The organism is Ferrovibrio sp. (assembly GCF_025869515.1).
Taxonomy (GTDB): Bacteria; Pseudomonadota; Alphaproteobacteria; order Ferrovibrionales; family Ferrovibrionaceae; genus Ferrovibrio.
The window spans coordinates 41,180-63,523 of the sequence record NZ_JAOZVR010000062.1 but is presented as its reverse complement, the minus strand read 5'-3'; the positions used below and the strand labels follow the sequence as shown (position 1 = coordinate 63,523).

The following is a 22,344-nucleotide window of genomic DNA, read 5'->3' as shown; positions in this document are numbered from 1 at the left end:
TGCCTCGATGTTCGACGTTTCGTCGCGCTTTTGGGCGCTCGCGGCGTAATGCTGTATGGGGCCGCGCTCCAGCACCACCACCCGGTCGGTGATCGGCAGCAGCTTGCGGGCATTCTGTTCCACGATGATGGCCGACAGGCCCTCCTCACGGGTGATACGGCGTAGAGCCGCCAGCAGTTCCTCGACGATGATCGGCGCCAGGCCCTCCAGCGGCTCGTCCAGCAGCACCAGCCGGGGATTGAGCATCAGCGCACGGCCGACGGCCAGCATCTGCTGTTCGCCGCCGGACAGCTGGTTGCCCATGTTGCGGCGGCGTTCGGCCAGGCGGGGAAACATCTCGAAGACACGCGCGACGCCCCAGGGACCGGGCCGCGCCACAGCGGTGAGATTCTCCTCCACCGTCAGCGATTTGAAGATGTTGCGTTCCTGCGGCACCCAGCCGATGCCCGCGGCAGCGCGCCGGTCGGAGCGATAGTGGGTGATATCCGCGCCGTTCAGGCCGATCCGGCCGCCGCGATGGCGGGTGGCGCCGATCAGGGTGTTGATCAGCGTGGTCTTGCCGGCGCCGTTGCGGCCGAGCAGCGCCAGGGACTGGCCGGCAGCCAGGCTGAAGCTGACGCCATCCAGCACGATGGCTTCGCCATAGCCGGCGCGCAGATCGGCGACAATAAGAAGATCAGATGGGAGCAGCTCAGACATCGACCAGCTCCTCGCCGAGATAGACCTTCTTCACGCGCGGATCGCGGGCGATGTCGGCGGCGGGTCCCTCCATGAACAGCCCGCCATTGACCAGGACCGAGATGGTTCTGGCGAAGCGGAAAACCAGCTGCATGTCATGCTCGATCAAGACCAGGGTGACCGAGGCCGGCAGCTGGGCGATCACATCGAGGATCTGGTGGCGTTCCGTCTCCGGCACGCCGGCGGCGGGTTCGTCCAGCAGCAGCACGGCGGGCTTGCCGGCCAGGGCGACGGCGATTTCCAGCAGGCGCTGCTTGCCATAGGCGATGGTGGCCGTGCGCTGGTCGCGCACATCGATCAGGCCAAGCTGCAGCAACAGGGCCTCAGCCTCGTCGATCAGATCGCGGCGCAGGCCAACCGGCCGCCACCAGCCGGTGGCGGCATCCTCGCGTTCGGCAATCGCCAGCACGAGAGTCTGCAGCGGCGTGAGATCGGCGAACAGTTGATTGATCTGGAAAGTACGCGCCAGGCCGCGCTTGACCCGCTTATGCGACGGCAGGCCGGTGATGTCGCGGCCCTGCAGCAGGATGCGGCCCGAGGTCGGCTGCAGCACGCCGGTCAGCAGGTTGACCAGCGTGGTCTTGCCCGCGCCATTCGGACCGATCAGCGCATGGCGCGCGCCGGCAGGCAGGCTGAAGCTGACATCATTGGTGGCGATCAGGCCGCCGAAGGCCTTGCACAGGCTTTGTGTCTCGAGCACGGCGGTCACCTGACGCCGCCTTTTCCGAGACGGTTCGCGAGCCAGTCGCGACCGGCGCCATAGAAACCGAGGATGCCGCCCTTGCCGAGCAGGACGATCAGCACCAGCACGAGGCCGACCCAGAACTGCCAGTATTGCGGTGTGATGGCAGCGAGGAAGTCGTACATGATCTTGAAGGCGATGGCGCCGACCACCGCGCCCCAGAGCTGGCCGCTGCCGCCCAGCACCAGCACCAGCAGCACATCGGCCGAGCGGTGGAAATCCAGCACATCGAGCGAAACGAATTGCGAGGTCTGCGCCAGCAGGGCGCCGGCAATGCCGGCATAGCCGGCAGCGATGGTGTAGATGATGACCAGCCGCAGGCTGGTCGGCACCCCCATGGCGCCGGCACGCAGACTGTTGCCCTTGATGGCGCGCAACAGCAGGCCATAGGGGGAATTGACCAGCCGGCGCGCGATATAGAACAGGATGAACAGCACCGCCAGGCTGTAGGCATAGGCGGTCTTGCCGAAGATATCGAATTCGAACAGGCCGAGCACCGGCCCCATGGTGACGCCGGTGAGGCCATCGGCGCCACCCGTGATGGTGCTGAACTTGTTCGCCAGTTCGCGCAGGATCAGGGCAACGCCGAGCGTGACCATCAGCTTGGTGAGATCCGAGCCGCGCAGCACCAGGAAGCTGGTGACGAAACCGAGCAGCGCGGCAACGCCGCCGGAAATCAGCAGACCGGCAACCGGATCGTGCAGGCCATGCTTGCCGAGCAGGCCGGCAACATAGGCGCCGAGGCCGAAAAAGGCGCCATGGCCGAGCGAGACGATGCCGGCATAGCCGAGGATCAGGTCGAGCGAGAGGGCAAACAGCGCCAGGATGGCGATCTCGTTGAGCAGCAGCACCTTGCTGGGGGCGAGCCAGAACAGCGACACGGCGAACAGCCAGAACAGGATTTCCAGCGGCTGCCAGCGTGCCGGTGCCAGCAATGCGCCGCTGGCGGTGCGGGTATCTGGCCTGAAATAGGTCAGCAGAGCGGACATCGGACTCTCAGCGCGCATGGGCACGGCCGAACAGGCCCTGCGGCCGCAGAATCAGCACGACAACCATGATCGTGTAGATGATGAAGCTGCCCACCGTGGGCACGTAATACTTGCCGGCCACATCGGCGATGCCGAGCAGGATCGAGGCCAGCAGCGGGCCGGTCAGCGTGGTGGTACCGCCGACGCTGATCACCACCAGGAAATAGATCATGAACTTGAGCGGAAAGGTGGGGTCCATGCCGAGGATTTCGGCACCCAGCACACCGCCAAGCCCGGCGAGTCCAGAGCCGAAGGCAAAGGTGAAGGTGAAGATCAGGCTGACATTGATGCCCAGGCCACGGGCAACGCGCGCATCGTCGACGGCGGCACGCAGCTGACTGCCGAAGCGGGTCCTGCTCAGAATCAGCTGCAACGCAATCGCCAGCACAAGACAGATGGCGATGACGAACAGGCGGTATACGCCGATGCTGACGCCCAGCACCGTCACGCGCCCCTGCAGGGAGGGCGGCAGGGTGATCAGCTGTTGCTGCGCCCCCATGAAATAATCGATGGCGGAAACCGCCATAAAAACCAGGCCGATGGAAAACAGCACCTGGTCGAGATGACTCTTGGCATAGAGCCGGGCATAGAGCGTGCGTTCTAGGAGCGCACCCAGCGCCGCCGAGACCAGGAAACCCGCCGGAATGCAGAGAAAAAAAGAAACGCCGAACCGGTTCATCAGCACGACGGTGAGGTAGCCGCCGGCCATGGCGAAGGCGCCATGGGCCAGGTTGATGAAATTCATCAGGCCGAGCGTCACCGACAGGCCGCAGGCCAGCACGAACAGCACCATGCCATAGGCGATGCCGTCGGAAAGGATGGTCAGCACGAAACGCTCATAACAGGCCGCCTGCCGGTGGTCGGTATCGAAGAACGGCCGGCGGTGAAAGCCGCCGGCCGCCGTAACACAGGATCGTCTGGCTTATTTCTTCGCCGCCTTGACCGGGTCCTTGACCTTTTCCACGGTGGCGAATTCGACATTGAACAATTCGCCATTCACCTTCTCGACCTTGCGGATGAAGACATTCTGCACGATGTCGCGGGTTTCCGGGTCGATCATCACCGGACCGCGCGGGCTGGTCCAGCTCTGGCCCTTCATGGCGTCCAGCAGCTTGGTGCCGTCGGCATCGCCGTTGGTCTTCTTCAGCGCCTGATAGATCAGGTGCATGCCGTCCCAGCCGCCGACGCCATGGAAGTTCGGCCGCATGTTGTTGGACTTCTTGAAGGCCTCGACCAGAGCCTTGTTCTCCGGCGAGTTATGCGCCGCCGAATAATGATGCGACGACACCACGCCGAGTGCCACATCGCCCATGCCGTTGAGGATATCGTCATCCAGCACGTCGCCGGTGGCGATCAGCCGGATGCCGTCCTTGGCCAGATCGCGCTCGGCGAACTGCTTCATCACTGCGGAACCGGCGCCCGATGGCACGAAGACGAACAGCGCATCGGGCCTGGCATCTTTGGCGCGCTGCAGGAACGGCGCGAATTCCGGATTCTGCAGCGGCACGCGCAACTCGGCCAGGACCTGGCCGCCGCCCTTGGTGAAACCTTCCTTGAAAGCCTTTTCGGCATCGTGGCCCGGACCGTAATCGGTCACCAGAGTAACTACCTTCTTGATGCCATTCTTCGGCGCCCATTCCGCCAGCGGCGCGGTGACCTGCGGCAGGGTGAAGCCGGTACGCACGATATATGGCGACTGTTCGGTGATGATCGAGGTGGCAGCTGCCATCACGATCATGGGAACCTTGGCCTGGGTGGCGATCGGCGCCGTGGCCAAAGCCAGCGGGGTGAGGCCGAAGCCGGCCAGCACGCTGACCTTTTCGTTGACCACAAGTTCCTGGGCGATGCGCTTGGTGACATCGGCAACGCCGGTATCGTCCTTGACGATCAGCTCGACCTTCTTACCGGCAACCATGTTGCCGTTCTGCGCCATGTAGAGTTTCGTCAGGCCCTCGATCTGGCGACCCGTCGAGGCGAAGGGGCCGGTCATCGGCAGGATCAGGCCGATCTTGACGGTCTGCTGCGCATAGGCGCCGGCGGAGGTGAGCAATCCGAGGCCCGCCGCCGCGGCAATCAGAAGGTGTCTGCGCTTCATGTGTGTTTCCTCCGTTTGTTTTCTTGCGTCTCGTTCGTTATTCGCACGAGAGTGCAGTTATTAAACGCTTTTTCCGGACTTTGGCGGAACCCGTAAAAGATGCAAGGGGAATTTGCGCAGACTTTACTGAGAGAGAACTTTCATCACTGACCCGCGCGCCAGGCCGTGTCGATCACAATTCCGCCCTGCACAGCGCGCGACACACAGGCGCAGATGCGGGTGTTCTCGCGCTTCTGATGATCGCTCAGGAAAACATCGCGGTGATCGATCTGCCCTTCCAGCGCCATCACGTCCACGGTGCAAAGCCCGCACTCGCCGCGGCGGCATTCCGCCATCACTTCCACACCGGCTGCATCGAGTGCATCCAGCATGGTCTGCCCCGCCGGCACGGCTATCTCGACGCCCAGCCGCGGCACCCTGACCCAGAAGCTCTCATTCGGATGGAGGCCGCCGCTGCCGAATGTTTCGAAGCGCAGATTGGCCATCGGACGTTCCAGCGCGGTCATCGCCTCGCGCAACCCCTGCAGTAGCCGCGCGGGGCCGCAGAAATAGATATCGCCATCGGCAGGAAAATCCGCCAGCTCGCGCATCAGGTCGAGGCGGTTGCCGTCCTCCGAGACGAACAGCGAAACCCGATCACCCAGGGTTTCCCGCAATTCCTCAGCAAAGGCCATGTCCTGCCGGCGGTGCACCGCATACAGCATGCGGAACTCGATGCCGCGCCACATCAGGGTCTGCGCCATGCCCAGCAGCGGCGTGATGCCGATACCGCCGGCAATCAGCAGATAGCGCGGCGCGCCAAATTGCAGTGCAAAATGATTGCGCGGCGAGGTGATCTGCAACCGCGCCCCGGGCAGCAGATTATGCAGCCAGGCCGAACCGCCGCGACTGGGATTCACCCGCTTCACCGCGATGCGATAGACATTGTGGCGCGGCTGGCCAACCAAAGAATAGGACCGCAGATCGCGGTGGCCACCGATATCGACGGCGATGTTGATATGGCTGCCGGGTTCGTAAGGCCCCACGCCGGCGGACGGCGCCAGTTCGAACATGCGGATGTCAGGGCCGAAATCCCGCGTGGCGACCAGTTCGGCATCGATCCAGTCATTCTGATCATGCATGGTTTTCCCTTCCTCACGCAGACTGGCGGATCAGTGCCATACCCGGCACCAGATCGCGGGCATTCTGGTGGCCCAGGGCCATCACCAGATTGCGATGGGCGACGCGCGAATGCTCGCGCATGAGAGCCTCGGCGCGTGCGCCCTCGCGCCGCTCGATGGCTTCCACCACGCTGCGATGCTGCTCTTGGGCCACCAGCAGAATGGCCCGCGATTCCGGCAATACCGCCTGCACTTCCACAAAGGCGCTGGGCGAGGCGAAAGGCAGCGCCACCGCGCGTTCGATCTGACGGGCGACCACACGGCTGCCCGCCATATGGATCAGCAGCTGGTGGAACCGCTCGTTGAGTTCGACATAAGCCGAGAAGGTGTCCGCGCCGGCTTCGTGCTGCACCAAAACATCGAGCTTGCGCAGGCAGCCCTTGATTTCACCGATCTGGCCCGGACTGGGGCCGCGCTCGGCTGCCAGCCGCGCCGCCAGGCCTTCCAGCGTACCGCGAGTCTCGATGGCATCGAAAATGTCGGCCTCGGAAAAATGCCGCACGGCATAGCCGCCCGACGGAATCGCTTCCAGCAGGCCCTCTTCCTCCAGCCGCACCAGCGCCATGCGTACCGGCGTGCGCGACACGCCGAGGCGGTCGACAATGGAGAGCTCCGACAGGCGTTCGCCCGATTTCAGCTCGCCGCCGAGGATCAGTTCGCGCAGACTGAGAATGGTTTTGAGCGACTGCGACATGCTATTCGGCTGCTTCGGCAATACTGCCGCCACGGTCGGCCGCGATCATGCGATCCAGCTTGCGCCGCGCCCACATCGAGCCCGCATCGATATTGAGATTGTAGAACAGCTTGCCCGGATTGGCCTCGATGGCCTTCTGCTGCGCCTCCAGAATGATCTCGTCCTCGCGGAAGATGCCGGAGACCCCCTGGCGCAGTTCGGTGGTCAGGCTCTGTTCGTCCAGCCGGTAGTTACGTACGAAGGCCCAGAAATAGTGGCAGGTATTCGCCGTCGCCGGCGTGATGGTATTGAGCACGAAGCCGTTGACGCCCTGGCTGCGATCGCCTTCGGGTGCGCCGGTGCCGGTCGGCGCCACGCCGACATCGATGGTCACCGTGCAGGGTGCTTCGAAGCGGATGATCTGCCAGCGATCGACCTTGCCGGACTTGCCGAGCTGCCCGGCCCAGAAGGGCGGCGCCTCGATATCGCGCATCCAGCGGGTGACAGTGGCAAAGCGCTCGCCATGGGTGACATCGAAGGGCGCCTCGGCCACGGCGCGATTGCCGATGCTGGAACCATGCACGAAGGTTTCATGCGTCAGATCCATCAGGTTGTCGATCACCAGACGGTAGTCGCAATTGACATGGATCAGTTCGCCATCGCCGGCCCAGGCCGGATCATGGTTCCAGTGCAGGTCGGGCACGCAGGCCGGATCGGCCAGCGCCGGATCGCCCATCCAGATCCAGACAAAGCGATGCCGCTCAACCACCGGATAGCTGCGCACGCAGGCCGAGGGGTTGATGGTGTCCTGCGACGGCATATGGGTGCAGCGGCCGCGTGCGTCATAGACCAGTCCGTGATAGCCGCAGACCAGGCTGCCGTCGTCCTGCAGATGACCTTTGGAGAGCGGCAGCAGGCGATGCCAGCAGGCATCCTGCAAGGCCACCACGCGGCCATCAGGCTGGCGATAGATCACCAGTTGCTCGCCACAGATCGTGCGCGGCAGCAGGCTGCGCTTCACCTCGTGATCCCAGGCGATCACATACCAGGCATTCAAGGGCCAGGGCACTGCACCTGTATCCATCGTGAAAGGCTGAGTGGCGGCCATTCCGACGTTTCCTCCGGTTCTTATGCTGTCGCCTGTATACATTTTTATCAGAATAATGGCAAATATTCACATTATGTTCTCATATTATATTGATTTTGGGATACAGAACTGGCGGATTCCCGGTTATTGCCCCGGCGCCCCTCAATGCGTATTCAGGATTGACCGACGGAATGAGGACCGCATGACCGAAGCCGCCTGGCGCCTGAGCGCCGCCGATCTGCATAAGGCCTATGCCAGCGGCAGGCTGTCGCCCGTGGAAGTCACCCGCGGCATCCTCGACCGCATCGCCGCCCTCAATCCGAAACTGAATGCCATCGTGCATCTGGATGCCGCCGGCGCGATCAAAGCGGCCGAAGCCAGCGCCGCGCGCTATCGCGATGGCAAGGCGTTCGGCCCGCTCGACGGCGTCCCGGTAACGATCAAGGACAGCCTGGTGGTCGGCGGCATGCCCGCCACCTGGGGCAGCCAGCTGCTAAAAACCAACCTGCCGCCGGCCGATGAACTGCCGATTGCGCGCCTGCGTGCTACTGGCGCCGTGCTGCTGGGCAAGACCAATGTGCCGGAATTCACGGTGCAGGGTTACACCTACAACCTGCTGTTCGGCGCCACCGGCAATCCGTGGAATCCGGATCTCACGCCGGGCGGTTCCAGCGGTGGTGCCGTGGCCTCAGTCGCGGCGGGCTTCGGCCCGATTGCGCTGGGCACCGATGGCGGCGGCTCAACGCGGCGGCCAGCCGGCCATACCGGCCTGGTCGGCCTGAAACCCAGCATCGGTCGCATCGCACGGACCGGCGGCTTCCCGGAGATTTACAACGACCTTGAGGTGATCGGGCTGTTCGGCCGCAGCGTCGACGATGTTGCGACGACGCTCTGTGCCTTGTCCGCACCCGATCCGCGCGACCGGCATTCGCTGGCCTTCCAGGCGGCCGTGACGATGGAAGACACCGTTGCCGGTCCGGCGCGGCCGCGGATTCTTTATCTGCCGCGCTTCGGCAGCAATCCGGTGGAACCGGAGATCGTTGCAGCTGTCGACGCTGCTGCCGAGGCGCTGGGTCGCGCCGGCTGCATTGTGGAAACCGGCCCCCTGCCCTTCGATATCGAGGCTGCGACCGCGGCCCTTGCGACGCTGATGCCGACCGGACTGACCATGATCGTCGACCGCCTGGGCGGGCCGGAGCGGATCACGCCAGCCCTGCAGCTGATGTACGAAGCCGGCAAGGCCGTATCCGGTACGGCCTATCTCGCGGCGCTCAACCATGCGGTCATATTGCGGGCCCAGATGGCGGAGTTCTTCGCGCAATGGGACGCCATTCTGACGCCGAGCACCGCTGCACAGCCCTGGGCCAAGGACAAGGTGTTCCCCGAAATCATCGCCGGCAAAAATGCCAGTCCGCGCGGCCATGCCGTCTATACCGGCTGGGTCAACCTCGCCGGCCTGCCCGGCCTTGGCCTGCCGGCAGCGCCCGATGCCAAGGGCATGCCGATCGGCTTCCAGCTGATCGGCGGTTTCGGCAAGGACGCGATGCTGCTGGCGCTCGGCCGCCGCTACGAAAAGCAGGCGCCCTGGGCAGACCGCCGGCCGCCGCTTTTCTCCTAGGCCGCCGAGACGTCGCGGTAGAGTTTCATCAGCCGGGCGCGAAAATCGGGACCGGTCTTGGCCAGGCTGCCGCTGACGGGGTCGGCACCCGCCAGCATCGTATCGGTGGCCTGACGGGAGAAGTCGACGACAAATTCGACGCGCGCCCGGCGGCGCTGCTCGATCCGCTCCAATGCACCAGCGATGCTGCCATCCGCCGCATCGGCAAAGGCAGCACGCAGTTCCGCAGCCGCGACACAGGCATCCTCGATGGCCTGGGTCGCGCCCTGGCCCAATGTCGGCACCATCGGATGCGCGGCATCGCCCAGCAGCAGGATGCGGCGGTTTGAATCGCAGAATTCGGCCGGCGCCTCCTGCAACCGCGCCCAGTGGATATCGGCCACATGGCTGCAGATCGCATCGATCATGAAGGCACATTGCGCGCTCGGCGGACCATCGGCGGGCGTATACAGCGCACGCAGGACATCGGGCCGTTTGGCCTCGGCCGGCACATCTTCCTCGGGCAGGATCGGGAAGGATCCCGAGATGTAGGTGGCGTTGCCGGGAATGCGGAAAGCCAGCAGACGATTGGGGCCGTTGAACCACTGTTCGTAATCGTCGACCAGGTCGGGACGGGCATCTTCCAGCAGCAGACGGAAGATGCAGACGCCGAGGAATTTCGGCTGCGGCCGGCCGAGGAAGGTTTCACGCACCTTCGAATAACGGCCATCGCCGGCCACCAGCAGATCGATGCCGTCGATGATTTCTGTACTGCCGTCCTCACCCAGTGTCTCGACCACCATGGGCCCGGCCTCGCCGGCGCGGGCATAGCGCATGGCAGCCACCTCGGTGCCGAAGCGCACCTGCTGCTGCACCGGCCGGCGCAGCAGGGCATAGAGCTGCGACCAGCGGATGCGGATGCCGGGATTGTCGGCGACCTCGGACAGCGGCAGATTCATCAGCTCGCGACCGCCGGTAAGCGAGATGCGCCAGCTCAGCCAGGGCAGGCTTTCGGCTTCCAGCAGCGCCGCCAGCGCCGGCTGATAAAGCCGCAACGCCTTGATCGCATTGGGACCGACATTGAGACCAGTGCCGGCTTCGGCATGATCTTCGGTCGTGGCGCGCTCCAGGCAGATCACCTCGACATTGCCCAGATCGCGCAGACCATAGGCCAGGATACTGCCGGCCACGCCGGAGCCGACGATGACAATGCGTTTGCGGCCGGTAGCGTCCATGGATTATTTCCCGCCCCAGTGCACAAAGGTTTTCTCGATGGTGAGGAAAATCCAGTTCATGCCGTAACCCAGCGCGCCGGCGGCAAAGATCGCAGCATACATGGTCGGCATCTCGAACAGCATCTGCGCCTCGATCAGGCGGTAGCCGATGCCATCGGAAGAGCCGATGAACATCTCGGCCACCACGATGATCACCAGCGCCAGCGAAATGCCATTGCGCATACCGATGAAGGTCTGCGGCAGGGATTCCCAGAAATAGACATCCTTCAGCACCTGCAGCCGGTTGGCGCCCATCACCTTGGCGGCCAGCACACGGGTCTTGCGGGCATTCATCACGCCATAAGCCACGTTGAACAGGATCACCAGGACCGAGCCGAAGGCCGCCACCGCGATCTTGGTCTTGTCGCCGACGCCGAACAGCACCAGGAACAGTGGAAACACCGCCGAAGCCGGCGTGGAGCGGAAGAAGTCGATGACGAATTCGACCGAGCGATAAACCTTGTCGGCAGCGCCGAGCATGACGCCGAGCGGAATGGCGATGGCCGAGGCGATCAGGAAAGACAACACCGTGCGATAGATGGTCTGGGCAAAATCATGCAGCAGCGGGCCACTGACCAGGCCGTCGACCAAGGCCTTGAAGGCCTTTTGCGGCGGCGGCAGCAGCACCGGATCGGCGATCTGCAGCAAGGTGGCAATCCACCAGACCAGGATCAGCAGGATGACGCCGATAACGGGATTGAGCCGGGTGAGAAGCTTGCTCATGACAGCCTGGCCTCGCGGCGGAAGATTTCCAGGCACCGGCTTTTGATCTCGACGAATGTCGGATCGGACAGGGTATCGGCCGAACGCGGGCGCGGCAGCGGCACCTCGATGAAATCGGCGATCCGGGTCGGCCGGCGTGTCAGCAGCAGCACATGGTCGGCCAGATAGACCGCCTCTTCCAGATCATGGCTGACGATCACCATGGTGGTGTGCGTTTCCATGAACACCTTCTGCATCTGGTCGCGCATGAACAATGTCATTTCATAATCCAGCGCCGAGAAGGGCTCGTCGAGGAACAGCACCTCGGGCTCCATCACCAGAGAGCGCATGATCGACACGGTCTGCTGCTGGCCGCCGGAAAGCTCGTAGGGGTAGCGGTTGAAATCGATCTTGACCTGGAAACGGCCGAGCAGTTTTTCCACCCGCTCGTTGCGCGCCTTGCGGCTCAGGCCCATCAGCTTGAGCGGATAATGGATGTTGTCGATGGCACGCAGCCAGGGGAACAGCGCCTCGCGGTAATTCTGGAACACATAGCCGATACGGGTTTCGTCGATGGTCTTGCCATCGAACAGCACTTCGCCTTTGTCCATCGGCAGCAGGCCGGCGATCATGTTGATGATCGTACTCTTGCCGCAGCCATTGGGACCGAAGACCGAGACCACCTTGCCGCGCGGCAGGTCGAGATCGAAATCCTCGTACAGCACGCTGCCCTGGAACTGCTTGGACAGACCGCGCACAGTGATATGCGTGCCCGGCGGAAACCAGCGATAGGACTTCTCGCCCGGCTGCGCAAGGGCAGCCGGCACAGGATCATCCTGCACCGGCCCGCCCTTGATCAGCCGGATCGCCGCCCGCGTACGAGACAGCATCAGCTGGAAGCTTTCTTGTCGAGCACCACCAGATACTTGCCGGTATCGACCGGCTCCTTGATGACACCGCTCTGGATGGTGAAGTCGATCACCTTCTGGAAATCCTTCTTGTCCTGCACCGACAGTTGATCGATCATCAGCATGCGCGGCAGCGGAATGGTCATCGCCAGTTCCGGCGGTGTGAAGGTATTGCCCTTCAGCAGTTCACGCGTGGTCGGATCCTGCTCGATATCCTTGAGCGCCTTGCGCCAGGCGACCGAGAAGCGTTTGGCCACCTCCGGCCGCTCCTTCATGAACTTGCCGGTGATGGCGCCGCCCGCCATATAGGCATAAGCCTCTTCGCGGCCGATGATGTATTTCGACACCACGCCGGCTTCCACTGTCCTGGCCGCGCCCATGCTGTTCATCACGGTAGCATTCGGCTCCAGCGTATAGCCGAAATCGAAAGTGCCGGCTTTCATCGCATCGGTATGCAGGTTCATCGCCAGTTCGGTCAGCGTGTAATCGGCGCCTTCCTTCATGCCGACCGCGCCCAGCACGGCGCGCGCCATCGCCATATTGCCGGCACCGGGGGCCGACATGATCTTCTTCGGCGCGGCACTGGCGGCCTTGATGTCCTTGACCGTCGCGGCATTCAGCCCTGTCTTGGCGACGAACTGCTCCATCTTGGCGAACTTGTTCTGGCCGTAGAGGGACATGTAATAGACCAACCCCTCCTTCTTGGTATTGGCATTCATGCCGTCGACGGTGACCAGATTGGCGCCGGCGTCCAGATCACCGGTCAGCATGCCCTGCACGATCGGCGGCGCGCCCATCAGCTTCACCATCTCGGCGTCGATACCCTGTTCCTTGAAGTATCCGCGCTCGACCGCAACGAAATACGGCAGCGCCGAGGAAACCGGGAAGACACCGACTTTCACCTTGTCGGCAGCCTGGGCGCCGGCGGCGAGAGCGAACAGAGCGGCGCCCGCCAGCATGGTGGTACGAAAGAAACGAATAGTCATTGGTCTCTCCTTTGGATCAGGCAAAAGCGTATTGCGATGGCTGGAAAAAGCTGGTGCCGGCGACATAGCAACGCCCGGGCGACATATCGGGCGGTTCGCCCTGTTCGGCACGACCATCGAAGGTGAGTTCGAGCTGCACGCCGCTGGGGTCGTAGACGAAGAGCTGCCAGTAGGTGGTGTTGGGCACCAGGAATTCACGCCAGTCGATGCCCTGCTGGCGGAAACGCGCGATGAAATCGTGGTAGCCGACTGCAGTCAGCGAAATATGATCGATGGCGCCGCTGCCGCTCGGCGCCTTGCCTTCCGGACCAAGCGCGGGACCGCCGGCATAGATATGGATGATTGCCTCGCCCACCGGCGTCGGCACGGCGATCCAGGCGCCGGGATAGCCGAAATCGGGCCGCGCCACTTCGGCCAGCCCGAGCAGGTCGCAGTAAAACCAGCGGGTCTTGGCCAGATCCGCGGTTTTAATAGCGACATGAAACAGTCCGGTAATGACGCCTGCCATGTCTGCTGCTGTGCATACAATGTGCCAGCCGCAGAAGCGCCCGCCTGGTTCGGGAATCAACCGAGACTCGCTGTGGCTGCAGCTTTACCGTGAAAGCAAAGGGACTGCCGGTTGCAGGGCGCCCAAGACAGTAGCACCCACGCCTAATATTTGGGCTAATGCTGGTATCGAAATCCGCAATGCCGGGTAACCAGCAGCGGAATACATCTTGCTACACGGACATCATTGTTTTCCGGAGCATTCATGCAAGCCGCCGTCCATCGCCTGTCCATGCGCCATCCCGGCGATCTTTCCGCCCTTGCCGACCTCTTTGATCGTGGCGAACTCGCACCTACCGATGTTGTGGCCATCATCGGCAAGACCGAAGGCAATGGTGGCGTGAACGATTTCACCCGTGGCTACTTCACGCTGACCTTCTCCACCCTGCTGGCCGAACGCACCGGCAAATCGCGCGAGGCGGTCGTCAAGACGATTCCCTGCATCCTGTCAGGCGGCACCGAAGGGGTACTGTCTCCGCATTATCTGGTCTTCTCGCGCAGCCCCGCCTCTGTCGCACCGACTGGCGACAAGCGTCTGGCGATCGGCGTTGCCTTCAGCAAACCGATGGCGCCCGAAAATGTCGGTCGCCGCAGCCATATTGAAATGGTGGCGGATACCGTGCAGGCCGCGATTGCCGATGCCGGTATTACAGATATGGCTGATGTGCATTTCGTACAGGTGAAAGCGCCCTGCGTGACGGCCGCACGCGCGCAGGAGGCAGCTGCACGCGGCGCCGCCGTGCTGACCGCGGATTCGAACCGCTCGATGGCTTACGCCCGTGTCGCCGGTGCCTTTGGCGTGGCGCTGGCGCTGGGCGATGCCCGCCCGGCACGGATCACGGAATCCGCGATGTTCGCCGATTACGGCATCGCCTCCGACCGCGCCAGCATCTCGTCGGGTGTCGAAGTGGATTGCAACGAAGTGATTGTGCTGGGCAATGCGACAGACTGGAGCGGCAACCTCGCCATCGCGCACCGGCCGATGCGCGATGCGCTGGACATCCGCGCCGTCGTCGCCGCGCTCGACGATCTCAATATCGTCGCCGATCCGCAGGTTTCAGAGAATGATGCCCTGCGTATCCGTGGCGTACTGGTGAAATGCGAACCGGATCGACGCGGCATCATCCGCGGCAACCGCCACACCATGCTGGACGACACCGACATCAACGCTCAGCGCCATATCCGCGGCGCGGTGGGCGGCATGGTCGCCGGCGTGACCGGCGACGGCCGGATTTTCGTATCCGGCGGCGCCGAGCATCAGGGCCCCGATGGCGGTGGATTGATCGCCGTCATCGCCAGGGTCTGACGGATTACAGGCCGAGGATCAGCTTCGACATGATGTTGCGCTGAATCTCGTTCGATCCGGCATAGATCGTCACCTTGCGCATGTTCAGATAGCGCGCAGCAACGCCATCGGCGTAATCCGGCCCAATGCCGGGTTCGTTCTGTCCTTCCACCAGCGCCGTATAGGGCGCGGCATAATAGCCGATCGCCTCGGCCGAGAGCTCGCTGACCAGCTGCTGCAGCTCGGTGCCACGGGTCTTCAGCATCGACGAGGCCGCACCGAGATTCTGGCCGCTCTTGGTACCACCCAGCACGCGCAGTTCCAGCATCTCCATGGCCATGATGCTCATCTCGGCATCGGCCAGCTTGGCGGCGAAATCCGGATCGGCAGCCAACGGCTGGCCGCCCTTCCGCTCGGTCCTGGCAATCTTCTTCAGATGCGACAAGTGGCGCTTGAGATGACCGGAATAGGCATTGCCGCGCTCAAATTCCAGCAGGTATTTCGCGCAGGTCCAGCCCTGGTTCAGTTCGCCGACCAGATTCTCCTTCGGCACCTGCACGTCGTCGAAGAAAACCTGGTTGACTTCCTGCATGCCGGGCGAGGATTCATCGATGGTGACAATCGGCGTGACGGTGATTCCCGGCGACTTCATGTCGATTAACAGGAAGGAAATGCCTTCCTGCGGCTTCTTGGTCTGCGCGGTACGCACCAGGCAGAAAATCATGTCGGCATACTGGGCTTCCGAAGTCCAGATCTTGCTGCCGTTGCAGAGGAAATGGTCGCCCTTGTCCTCGGCCTTCATCTGCAGGCTGGCAAGATCCGAGCCCGAGCCCGGCTCAGAATAACCCTGGCACCACCAGACATTGGCAGCGAGGATATCGGGCAAGTATTTCTTCTTCTGCGCCTCGGTGCCGAATTTCATGATCACCGGCGCCAGCATCCGCGGACCGAACGGCACCACGATCGGCGCACCGGCCGAGCTCATTTCCTGTTCGTAGATATAACGCTGGGTCGGTGTCCAGCCCGGACCGCCGTGTTCCACCGGCCAGTTCGGCGCTACCCAGCCGCGCTCGTTCAGTGCCTTCTGCCAGCGGATATGCAGATGCTTGGCGATATAGCCGGTGCGGGTGCGCGCCATGGCCGCACGCATCTCGGCATCGAATTTCTCGGCGATGAAGGCGCGCACATCGTCACGGAACTTCAGTTCGTCAGCGGTAAAATTCAGATCCATGGTTTCACTCCCGATTTTTATTTCCGTCAGAGTATAACAGGCCTGCCGCCGTGCAAGACCGCCGGCATGGCATGACGCTGCGTCAAGTCAAGATAGGGCGTCAAGTGCCGCTGTTTTGAACGGTTTCGTGACCGGCGGCAGCCTTGAACTGTTTCGGCGCCATGCCGGCGCGGCGGGTGAAGAATCGTGTGAAATAGGCCGGATCGCGGAAGCCCAGCGCATAGCCGGCCTCAGCGATGGTCATCGAGGTATAGAGCAGGTTGCGCTTGGCCTCGATCAGCAGGCGGGCATGGATCACATCCAGCGGCGCCTTCTCGGCGACACGACGGCAGGCCGCAGTCAGCCGCTTTTCCGTGATTGCCAGCGCCTGGGCGTAGGCGCTGACCGGGCGGTGATCGCGGTAATGGGTTTCGACCAGGCCGCGGAAACGAGCAAACAAAACGGCATCGGCATCACGCGCCAGAGCGGCTTGACGATCTGCCTGCCGCAACCGCGCCTGGGCTACAAAGATCAGGCGGGTATGTGCGGCAATCGCAGCCAGACTGCCGAGGCCCGAGGTGCGGAATTCCTCGGCAATGGCGGCAAACTGCCTGTGCAGGCTGGCCGCCATGGCCTCGTTGCCATCCAGCGACAGCAGCATCGCCTCGGCCATCGCCGGCCCGATCTCGGCATCGCGGGGTCCGAGAATTTCACTGGCAAAGCTGTCAGACAGCGTCACGACCCAGCCTTCGGTGCCAGGCCGGAAACGATAGCCATGCACTACGCCGGGCGGCACGGTCACCAGCGCGGGCGCGCGGAAATCCTGCGCCAGGCTGTCGGCCCGCAATTCACCGCCGCCGCCGACAGCAAGCAGCAGCTGGAACAGGTTGGAATGCCGATGCGGCGCTATGTACCAATCGTGCAAGATGCTGCGCGCCGGAATGGTTTCGACATGCAGAAAATGCAGCCCGGCATCCTTGTCGGCTTCGCCATAAAGAAAGAATTTTGGAATATTATCAGTCATTTGATTGATTCTATCGACATCACGCCCATTGTCTTGGCGACATCGCCCCGCCACTACTTTCTGGCTTAAAAGTACAAGACAAAGGCCGCTGCGTCCATTTCCCTGATCGCAGGTCCACGTCATCTTCCCTTCGGGCGGTGGAATGCCGGCCGTCAGTCTGGGAGAGGAAATCATGCGTACCCAAGTCGGTATCATCGGCGCCGGCCCGGCCGGGCTGCTGCTGTCGCATCTGCTGCATCTGGTCGGCATCGACTCCGTGATCCTGGAAGCCCGCGACCGCCCCTATGTCGAGGGCCGCATCCGCGCCGGCGTGCTGGAACAGGGTACTGTCGATGTGCTGAACGACACCGGCCTTGGCGCCCGCATGAACAGGGAAGGCCTGCTGCATCACGGCACCACGCTGCGCTTCCGCGGCCGCAATCACCATATCGATTTCGTCGACCTGACCGGCAAAGCCGTGATGGTCTATGGCCAGCATGAAGTGGTGAAAGACATCATCGCCCAGCGTCTGGCCGATGGCGGCAAAATCGAGTTCGAGGCTGCCGATGTGGCAGTACACGGCATCGAAAGCGACAAGCCCTGGATTACCTGGCGGGACAAGGCCGGCAAGGACCATCGGCTGGACTGCGATTTCATTGCCGGCTGCGACGGTTTCCACGGCATTTGCCGACCGGCGATTCCGGCATCGATCCAGAAGGTTTACGAGCGGGTCTATCCTTTCGGCTGGCTCGGCATCCTGGCGCGTTCCAAGCCGGTGCAGGATGAGCTGATCTATAACAATCATGCCCGCGGCTTCGCCCTGTTCAGCATGCGCTCGCCCGAGATCACGCGGCTTTATCTACAATGCCTGCCGGATGAGGACATCGCCAACTGGCCGGACGAACGCATCTGGGAAGAACTGCATCTGCGACTGAAAGGCGAAGACAAACTGAACCTCGCCGAAGGCCCGATTATCCAGAAGAGCGTGACGCCGATGCGCAGTTTCGTCTGCGGCCCGATGCGTCATGGCCGCCTGTTCCTGGCCGGCGACGCCGCCCATATCGTGCCACCAACCGGTGCCAAGGGCATGAACCTGGCTGTGGCCGATGTCCGCTATCTATGCCGTGCGCTGGAAACCTTCTACAAAAAGAACAGCGGCGATCTGCTGGGCGGCTATTCCGATCTCTGCATGCGTCGGATATGGAAGGCGCAGCGTTTCTCCTGGTGGATGACATCGCTGCTGCACAAGTTCGACGAGCGCAACGCCTTCGAGAACGAAGTACAGCTGGCCGAACTGGATTACGTGGTCAGCTCGCGCGCTGCCAAGACATCACTGGCCGAGAATTATGTCGGCCTGCCGTTTGAGGATCAGTAAGACCTAGGCGGCGACTGCCTCGGTCAGCCGAACGCAACGGGCCGCATGGCCCGGCCCGATCTCCACCACTTCTGGCGGCGCCACCAGGCAGGCGGCAGCGGCATGCTTGCAGCGCGGCGCAAAGGAACAGCCCGGCGGCAAGGCAGCCAGATCAGGCGGTGCGCCCGGGATGGCATCCAGCCGCGCGCCTGACATGGCGTCATGGGCGCGCGATGCCAGCAGGCCTTGCGTATAGGGATGCCGCGGATTGCGGATGATGTCGCGTACGCTGCCAGTCTCGACAATGCGTCCGGCATACATCACCGCCACGCGATCAGCGACTTCTACCGCAACGCCGATGTCATGCGTCACCAAGATCACCGACAGGCCGAGTTCGCGCTGCAATTCGCGTAGCAGCAGCAGAATCTGAATCTGGACCGTGGCATCCAGTGCCGTGGTCGGCTCATCGGCCAGCAGGATCTGCGGATTGCAGGCCAGCGCCAGGGCGATCATGGCGCGCTGGCGCATGCCGCCCGACATTTCATGCGGAAACGCCTGCAGGCGACGCTCGGGTGAGGGAATCTTCACCTTCTGCAACAGGGCCAGGGCGCGGGCATGGGCCTCGGCACTGGACACAGGCTCATGGCGGCGAATGGCTTCCGTGATCTGGGCACCGACGGTATAGACCGGGTCAAGCGCCAGCAGCGGTTCCTGGAAAATCATCGAAGCCATCTTGCCACGATAATCGGCCAGCCCACGCCCGGACAGTTTGAGGATATCCTGACCCGCGGCAACCACACTGCCACTCAGCTTGGTGCGGTTCTTCGGATGCATGTTCAGCAGCGACCGCAGGGTGACGCTTTTTCCGGAACCAGACTCGCCCAGTAAAGCCAACACTTCGCCACGCTGAACCGATAACGTCACACCATTCACGGCATGCACGGGCTTGCGGCCGCCGGTGAACGTGACGTTGAGGTCGCGGATATCGATCATCGGAATATCAGTCATTCTGCCGCCTCCGCCGGGGGTGCAGATGAATGGCCCGAACCGGGCTGGCGCATCAGGCAGGAGACCCGCTGGCCGCTGGCCACTTCAGCCAGTTCCGGCGCCACCCTGCTGCAGACATCGCTGACAAAGTTGCAGCGGGTGTGGAAACGACAGCCAGACGGCGGGTTGATCGGATTGGGCGGATCGCCATAGAGCGGCGCTTCCAGTGTGCGGTCGTCGGGGTCCATTGCCGGCATCGAGGCCAGCAGGGCCGCACTGTAGGGATGCGCCGGCCGCTCGAAAATCGCATCGGCAGCACCGATCTCGACCACCTTGCCGAGATACATCACCATGACGCGGTCGGCCATGAACCGGACCACGTTGAGGTCATGCGAGATGAAGATATAGGTGAGCCCGAATTCTTCCTTCAGATCGAGTAGCAGGTTGAGAACCTGCGCTTCGACTGATTTATCCAGTGCCGATACGGCCTCGTCGAGGATCACCAGGCGCGGCTCCAGGGCAAGTGCACGGGCGATGTTGATACGCTGGCGCTGGCCGCCGGACAGTTCATGCGGATACCGGCCGGCAAAACGGTGCGGCTCCAGGCCTACCCGGGCCAACAGGTCATGCGCGCGCGCAAGTGCCTCACGGCGCGGCACGCCATGTACCCGCGGTGCGAAGGCAATCGAATCCTCGATGGTGAGACGTGGATTCAAGGATGCATAGCTGTCCTGGAACACCATCTGCACCTGACGGCGGTATTCCGACAGCGAAACATCATGCCCGACGCTCTCGCCATCGAAGACGATCTGGCCCTGGTCAGGCTGGATCAGGTGCATCAGCAGGCGAGCGGTGGTGGATTTTCCGCAACCGGATTCGCCGACGATGCCGAGTGTTTCGCCTTTCAGCAGATCGAAGTCGACGCCATCGACGGCGCGAACCACGGTTTTACTGCGCCCGAGCAGGCCCTTGCCGACCGGGAAATGCTTGATCAGCCCTTTGACCGTGAGCAGCGGCTGACGCGGACCACCACGATCACGGGCATCCACAGTGATATCGGATGCCGTGCTCATTGCCGCACATCCATGGCCGTGCGCAGGCCGTCGGAGAACAGGTTGAAGGAGATCGAGGTGATGAAGATCATCACGCCAGGCAGCGCGGCCACCAGCGGATTGACATAGATCGCGGTGCGCAGGGTGTTGAGCATCAGGCCCCATTCCGGTTCCGGCGGGCGCACGCCAAGACCGAGGAAGCTGAGGCCGGACGCCAGGATCATCGACACCGAAATCAGGCTGGTGGCATAGACGAAGATCGGGCTGAGCACATTGCCCAGCACATGCACGCGCACGATGGTGAAGCCGCCGGCACCGCTGGCCCGTGCGGCCTCGACATAATCGCGGTTACGCACCTGGGTGGTCACGCTTTCGGCGACACGGGTGATCGGCGGGATGAACACGATGGTCAGCGACACCAACGCATTGGTCAGGCCGGCGCCCAGCGCCCCCGACAGGGCGACGGCCAGCAGCACAGAGGGGAAGGCATAGAAAATGTCGATGGTGCGCATGATCATGGTATTCAGCTTGCCGCCGATATAGCCGGCGCAAATGCCCAGGCCGGAACCGATCACGAAAGCGGCCAGAACCGGCGTGACGCCCATGAACAGCGACAGCCGCGCACCGAAGATCAGGCGTGAGAGCATATCGCGGCCAAGTTCATCGGCGCCGAGCGGATAACCGGGCGTGCCGACCGGACGCAGACGGCGCAGCATCGAGCCGCGCACTGGATCGGCCGGCGCCAGATAGGGTGCGAAGATCGCCATCAGCACCAGCGCGACGATGATCACCAGGGCAATCATTGCGACGGGATCGCGGCTGATCCGACGTACCACGCCGCGCCAGTAGCCCTCGGAGACTTGAATCGGGGCGATTGCGATCTTGCCGTCCAAAGCGCCAACGGCCATCGCTCAAGCCCTCTGGATACGCGGGTCAAGCGCTGTTTGCAGCACATCGACCAGCAGGTTGAGCAACACGAAAAACATCGCCAGCACCAGAATGGTGCCCTGCAGCAGCGGCAGGTCGCGCTGGAAAATCGCCGCATTGAGCAGGAAGCCGGTGCCCGGCCAGGAAAACACCGTCTCGATCAGGATCGAGCCGCCGAGCAGATAGCCCAGCTGAAGCCCCATCACCGCCAGCGCAGTGGGTGCGGTATTTTTCACCACATGGCGGAAAATGCCACGATCGGTCATGCCCTTGGCGGCCAGCGCCTGGACAAATTCCTGCGACAGGATTTCGGCCACCAGGGCGCGGATGGTGCGGGCGATCACACCCATCGGAATCACCGACATGGTGATGGCCGGCAAGATCAGGTGGCGGATATGTTCCCAGTTCCAGGTCCAGTCCGCCGAACCGCCCGGCCCGGCCCCGGTCGCCGGCAGCCAGTTGAGCTGCACGGAGAAGACGATCACCAGTACCATGCCAAGCCAGTAATGCGGCACGCTGACCCCCAGCACCGACAGCGCCGAGGCGATGCGATCCACGGCCGAGCCGCGGTAATAGCCGGCGACAAAGCCGAACAGGCAGCCGAAGAAGAAACCGATGGCGGTCGCCACTGCCGACAGGATCAAAGTATTGCTGACGGCACGGGAAACCTCGGTCAGCACGGAACGGCCGCTGGCGATCGAGGTGCCGAGGTCGCCGATCATCACCTTGCCGAGCCAGATCACGTACTGCACCGGCAGCGGCTTATCGAAACCATAGGCGGCCCGCATGGCCGCCTGCTGTTCGGCACTGGCATCGATCGGCATCACTGCGGTGAGTGGATCGCCGGGCGTGATATGGACCAGCAGGAAGCAGACGACGCTGACGCCGAAGGCAACCGGCAGAACATAGAGCAGCCGCTTGAGAGTGTAGATCAACATGGGCGGCGGTCCGTCATGGGGATACGGAATACTGTAACCGCCGGCCCCGTTT

22 protein-coding genes are annotated in these 22,344 nt (G+C 62.9%); 3 read left to right on the top strand and 19 right to left on the bottom strand.

From position 1 onward, the window contains the following. The 8 genes from OJJ21_RS10650 to OJJ21_RS10615 form a co-directional block, all read right to left on the bottom strand. Positions 1-699: ABC transporter ATP-binding protein (locus OJJ21_RS10650; protein WP_297685979.1), on the bottom strand; the 699-nt coding region annotated here is incomplete at its 3' end. Next, entirely contained in the window at positions 692-1,447 is a 756-nt protein-coding gene (locus OJJ21_RS10645) for an ABC transporter ATP-binding protein (RefSeq protein WP_297685978.1), read from the bottom strand. The genes OJJ21_RS10645 and OJJ21_RS10650, both read right to left, overlap by 8 nt. Beyond that, positions 1,444-2,469, bottom strand: a complete 1,026-nt coding sequence (locus OJJ21_RS10640; protein ID WP_297685975.1) for a branched-chain amino acid ABC transporter permease — start codon at positions 2,467-2,469, stop codon at positions 1,444-1,446. The genes OJJ21_RS10645 and OJJ21_RS10640 overlap by 4 nt, the downstream gene beginning before the upstream one ends. Before the next feature lie 7 nt (positions 2,470-2,476). Further along, complete coding sequence (locus tag OJJ21_RS10635; protein WP_297685973.1) at positions 2,477-3,337, bottom strand: branched-chain amino acid ABC transporter permease; 861 nt, start codon at positions 3,335-3,337, stop codon at positions 2,477-2,479. 93 nt (positions 3,338-3,430) lie between these two features. Then, on the bottom strand, positions 3,431-4,603 hold the full coding sequence (locus OJJ21_RS10630) for an ABC transporter substrate-binding protein (protein ID WP_297685972.1): 1,173 nt from the start codon (positions 4,601-4,603) through the stop codon (positions 3,431-3,433). A 143-nt stretch (positions 4,604-4,746) separates the two neighbouring features. Next, a complete protein-coding gene (locus OJJ21_RS10625) occupies positions 4,747-5,724 on the bottom strand; it encodes a PDR/VanB family oxidoreductase (protein WP_297685970.1) in 978 nt (325 codons plus the stop codon). A 13-nt stretch (positions 5,725-5,737) separates the two neighbouring features. After that, complete coding sequence (locus OJJ21_RS10620; protein ID WP_297685967.1) at positions 5,738-6,457, bottom strand: GntR family transcriptional regulator; 720 nt, start codon at positions 6,455-6,457, stop codon at positions 5,738-5,740. A 1-nt stretch (position 6,458) separates the two neighbouring features. Next, positions 6,459-7,544, bottom strand: a complete 1,086-nt coding sequence (locus OJJ21_RS10615; protein ID WP_297685965.1) for an aromatic ring-hydroxylating dioxygenase subunit alpha — start codon at positions 7,542-7,544, stop codon at positions 6,459-6,461. Positions 7,545-7,725: 181 nt separating this feature from the next. On the opposite strand from OJJ21_RS10615, the gene OJJ21_RS10610 reads away from it, so the two are divergent. Further along, positions 7,726-9,141, top strand: coding sequence for an amidase (locus OJJ21_RS10610; protein WP_297685963.1), 1,416 nt, complete (start codon positions 7,726-7,728; stop codon positions 9,139-9,141). Here OJJ21_RS10610 and OJJ21_RS10605 read toward each other — a convergent pair. The 5 genes from OJJ21_RS10605 to OJJ21_RS10585 are packed head-to-tail and all read right to left on the bottom strand — an operon-like array spanning position 9,138 to position 13,498. Continuing rightward, a complete protein-coding gene (locus OJJ21_RS10605) occupies positions 9,138-10,355 on the bottom strand; it encodes an NAD(P)/FAD-dependent oxidoreductase (protein ID WP_297685961.1) in 1,218 nt (405 codons plus the stop codon). The genes OJJ21_RS10610 and OJJ21_RS10605 overlap by 4 nt on opposite strands. 3 nt (positions 10,356-10,358) lie before the next feature. Beyond that, on the bottom strand, positions 10,359-11,117 hold the full coding sequence (locus OJJ21_RS10600; RefSeq protein ID WP_297685959.1) for an ABC transporter permease: 759 nt from the start codon (positions 11,115-11,117) through the stop codon (positions 10,359-10,361). Beyond that, the gene (locus OJJ21_RS10595; protein WP_297685956.1) at positions 11,114-11,986 is read right to left on the bottom strand and encodes an ABC transporter ATP-binding protein; all 873 of its coding nucleotides are present in this window, start codon (positions 11,984-11,986) and stop codon (positions 11,114-11,116) included. The genes OJJ21_RS10600 and OJJ21_RS10595 overlap by 4 nt, the downstream gene beginning before the upstream one ends. Then, positions 11,986-12,990, bottom strand: coding sequence for an ABC transporter substrate-binding protein (locus OJJ21_RS10590; RefSeq protein WP_297685954.1), 1,005 nt, complete (start codon positions 12,988-12,990; stop codon positions 11,986-11,988). The genes OJJ21_RS10595 and OJJ21_RS10590 overlap by 1 nt, the downstream gene beginning before the upstream one ends. Positions 12,991-13,006: 16 nt before the next feature. After that, on the bottom strand, positions 13,007-13,498 hold the full coding sequence (locus OJJ21_RS10585; RefSeq protein ID WP_297685951.1) for a VOC family protein: 492 nt from the start codon (positions 13,496-13,498) through the stop codon (positions 13,007-13,009). Positions 13,499-13,741: 243 nt separating this feature from the next. On the opposite strand from OJJ21_RS10585, the gene OJJ21_RS10580 reads away from it, so the two are divergent. Continuing rightward, entirely contained in the window at positions 13,742-14,842 is a 1,101-nt protein-coding gene (locus OJJ21_RS10580; protein WP_297685949.1) for a ring-opening amidohydrolase, read from the top strand. Between the two features lie 4 nt (positions 14,843-14,846). Here OJJ21_RS10580 and OJJ21_RS10575 read toward each other — a convergent pair whose 3' ends face one another. Then, the gene (locus tag OJJ21_RS10575) at positions 14,847-16,052 is read right to left on the bottom strand and encodes an acyl-CoA dehydrogenase family protein (RefSeq protein ID WP_297685947.1); all 1,206 of its coding nucleotides are present in this window, start codon (positions 16,050-16,052) and stop codon (positions 14,847-14,849) included. A 100-nt stretch (positions 16,053-16,152) separates the two neighbouring features. After that, entirely contained in the window at positions 16,153-17,055 is a 903-nt protein-coding gene (locus OJJ21_RS10570; RefSeq protein WP_297685945.1) for a helix-turn-helix domain-containing protein, read from the bottom strand. Positions 17,056-17,227: 172 nt separating this feature from the next. Here OJJ21_RS10570 and pobA point away from each other — a divergent pair, with 172 nt between their 5' ends. Then, a complete protein-coding gene (gene pobA, locus OJJ21_RS10565) occupies positions 17,228-18,409 on the top strand; it encodes a 4-hydroxybenzoate 3-monooxygenase (RefSeq protein WP_297685943.1) in 1,182 nt (393 codons plus the stop codon). A 3-nt stretch (positions 18,410-18,412) separates the two neighbouring features. On the opposite strand, the gene OJJ21_RS10560 is transcribed toward pobA, so the two are convergent. Genes OJJ21_RS10560 through OJJ21_RS10545 form a run of 4 tightly spaced genes read right to left on the bottom strand, consistent with a single transcriptional unit; the run spans position 18,413 to position 22,292 of the window. Next, positions 18,413-19,396, bottom strand: coding sequence for an ABC transporter ATP-binding protein (locus tag OJJ21_RS10560; protein WP_297685941.1), 984 nt, complete (start codon positions 19,394-19,396; stop codon positions 18,413-18,415). Further along, positions 19,393-20,448 (bottom strand): oligopeptide/dipeptide ABC transporter ATP-binding protein, encoded by a 1,056-nt coding sequence (locus tag OJJ21_RS10555; RefSeq protein ID WP_297685939.1) that lies wholly within the window; start codon positions 20,446-20,448, stop codon positions 19,393-19,395. Before OJJ21_RS10555 ends, OJJ21_RS10560 begins: the two co-directional genes overlap by 4 nt. Further along, entirely contained in the window at positions 20,445-21,335 is an 891-nt protein-coding gene (locus OJJ21_RS10550) for an ABC transporter permease (protein ID WP_297685937.1), read from the bottom strand. The genes OJJ21_RS10555 and OJJ21_RS10550 overlap by 4 nt, the downstream gene beginning before the upstream one ends. A 3-nt stretch (positions 21,336-21,338) precedes the next feature. Then, positions 21,339-22,292 carry an ABC transporter permease gene (locus tag OJJ21_RS10545; protein WP_297685935.1) on the bottom strand — a complete coding sequence of 318 codons (954 nt, stop codon included), beginning with the start codon at positions 22,290-22,292 and terminating at the stop codon, positions 21,339-21,341. Positions 22,293-22,344 lie beyond the last annotated feature (52 nt).

Bases quoted from the DNA above. Each gene is read 5' to 3' on its own strand.
- OJJ21_RS10575 (WP_297685947.1), bottom strand. From the start codon at position 16,052: ATGGATCTGAATTTTACCGCTGACGAACTGAAGTTCCGTGACGATGTG.
- OJJ21_RS10570 (WP_297685945.1), bottom strand. From the start codon at position 17,055: ATGACTGATAATATTCCAAAATTCTTTCTTTATGGCGAAGCCGACAAG.
- OJJ21_RS10590 (WP_297685954.1), bottom strand. From the start codon at position 12,990: ATGACTATTCGTTTCTTTCGTACCACCATGCTGGCGGGCGCCGCTCTG.
- OJJ21_RS10585 (WP_297685951.1), bottom strand. From the start codon at position 13,498: ATGGCAGGCGTCATTACCGGACTGTTTCATGTCGCTATTAAAACCGCG.
- OJJ21_RS10595 (WP_297685956.1), bottom strand. From the start codon at position 11,986: ATGCTGTCTCGTACGCGGGCGGCGATCCGGCTGATCAAGGGCGGGCCG.
- OJJ21_RS10620 (WP_297685967.1), bottom strand. From the start codon at position 6,457: ATGTCGCAGTCGCTCAAAACCATTCTCAGTCTGCGCGAACTGATCCTC.
- OJJ21_RS10640 (WP_297685975.1), bottom strand. From the start codon at position 2,469: ATGTCCGCTCTGCTGACCTATTTCAGGCCAGATACCCGCACCGCCAGC.
- OJJ21_RS10610 (WP_297685963.1), top strand. From the start codon at position 7,726: ATGACCGAAGCCGCCTGGCGCCTGAGCGCCGCCGATCTGCATAAGGCC.
- OJJ21_RS10625 (WP_297685970.1), bottom strand. From the start codon at position 5,724: ATGCATGATCAGAATGACTGGATCGATGCCGAACTGGTCGCCACGCGG.
- OJJ21_RS10560 (WP_297685941.1), bottom strand. From the start codon at position 19,396: ATGACTGATATTCCGATGATCGATATCCGCGACCTCAACGTCACGTTC.
- OJJ21_RS10605 (WP_297685961.1), bottom strand. From the start codon at position 10,355: ATGGACGCTACCGGCCGCAAACGCATTGTCATCGTCGGCTCCGGCGTG.
- OJJ21_RS10615 (WP_297685965.1), bottom strand. From the start codon at position 7,544: ATGGCCGCCACTCAGCCTTTCACGATGGATACAGGTGCAGTGCCCTGG.
- OJJ21_RS10550 (WP_297685937.1), bottom strand. From the start codon at position 21,335: ATGGCCGTTGGCGCTTTGGACGGCAAGATCGCAATCGCCCCGATTCAA.
- OJJ21_RS10545 (WP_297685935.1), bottom strand. From the start codon at position 22,292: ATGTTGATCTACACTCTCAAGCGGCTGCTCTATGTTCTGCCGGTTGCC.
- OJJ21_RS10600 (WP_297685959.1), bottom strand. From the start codon at position 11,117: ATGAGCAAGCTTCTCACCCGGCTCAATCCCGTTATCGGCGTCATCCTG.
- pobA (WP_297685943.1), top strand. From the start codon at position 17,228: ATGCGTACCCAAGTCGGTATCATCGGCGCCGGCCCGGCCGGGCTGCTG.
- OJJ21_RS10555 (WP_297685939.1), bottom strand. From the start codon at position 20,448: ATGAGCACGGCATCCGATATCACTGTGGATGCCCGTGATCGTGGTGGT.
- OJJ21_RS10580 (WP_297685949.1), top strand. From the start codon at position 13,742: ATGCAAGCCGCCGTCCATCGCCTGTCCATGCGCCATCCCGGCGATCTT.
- OJJ21_RS10630 (WP_297685972.1), bottom strand. From the start codon at position 4,603: ATGAAGCGCAGACACCTTCTGATTGCCGCGGCGGCGGGCCTCGGATTG.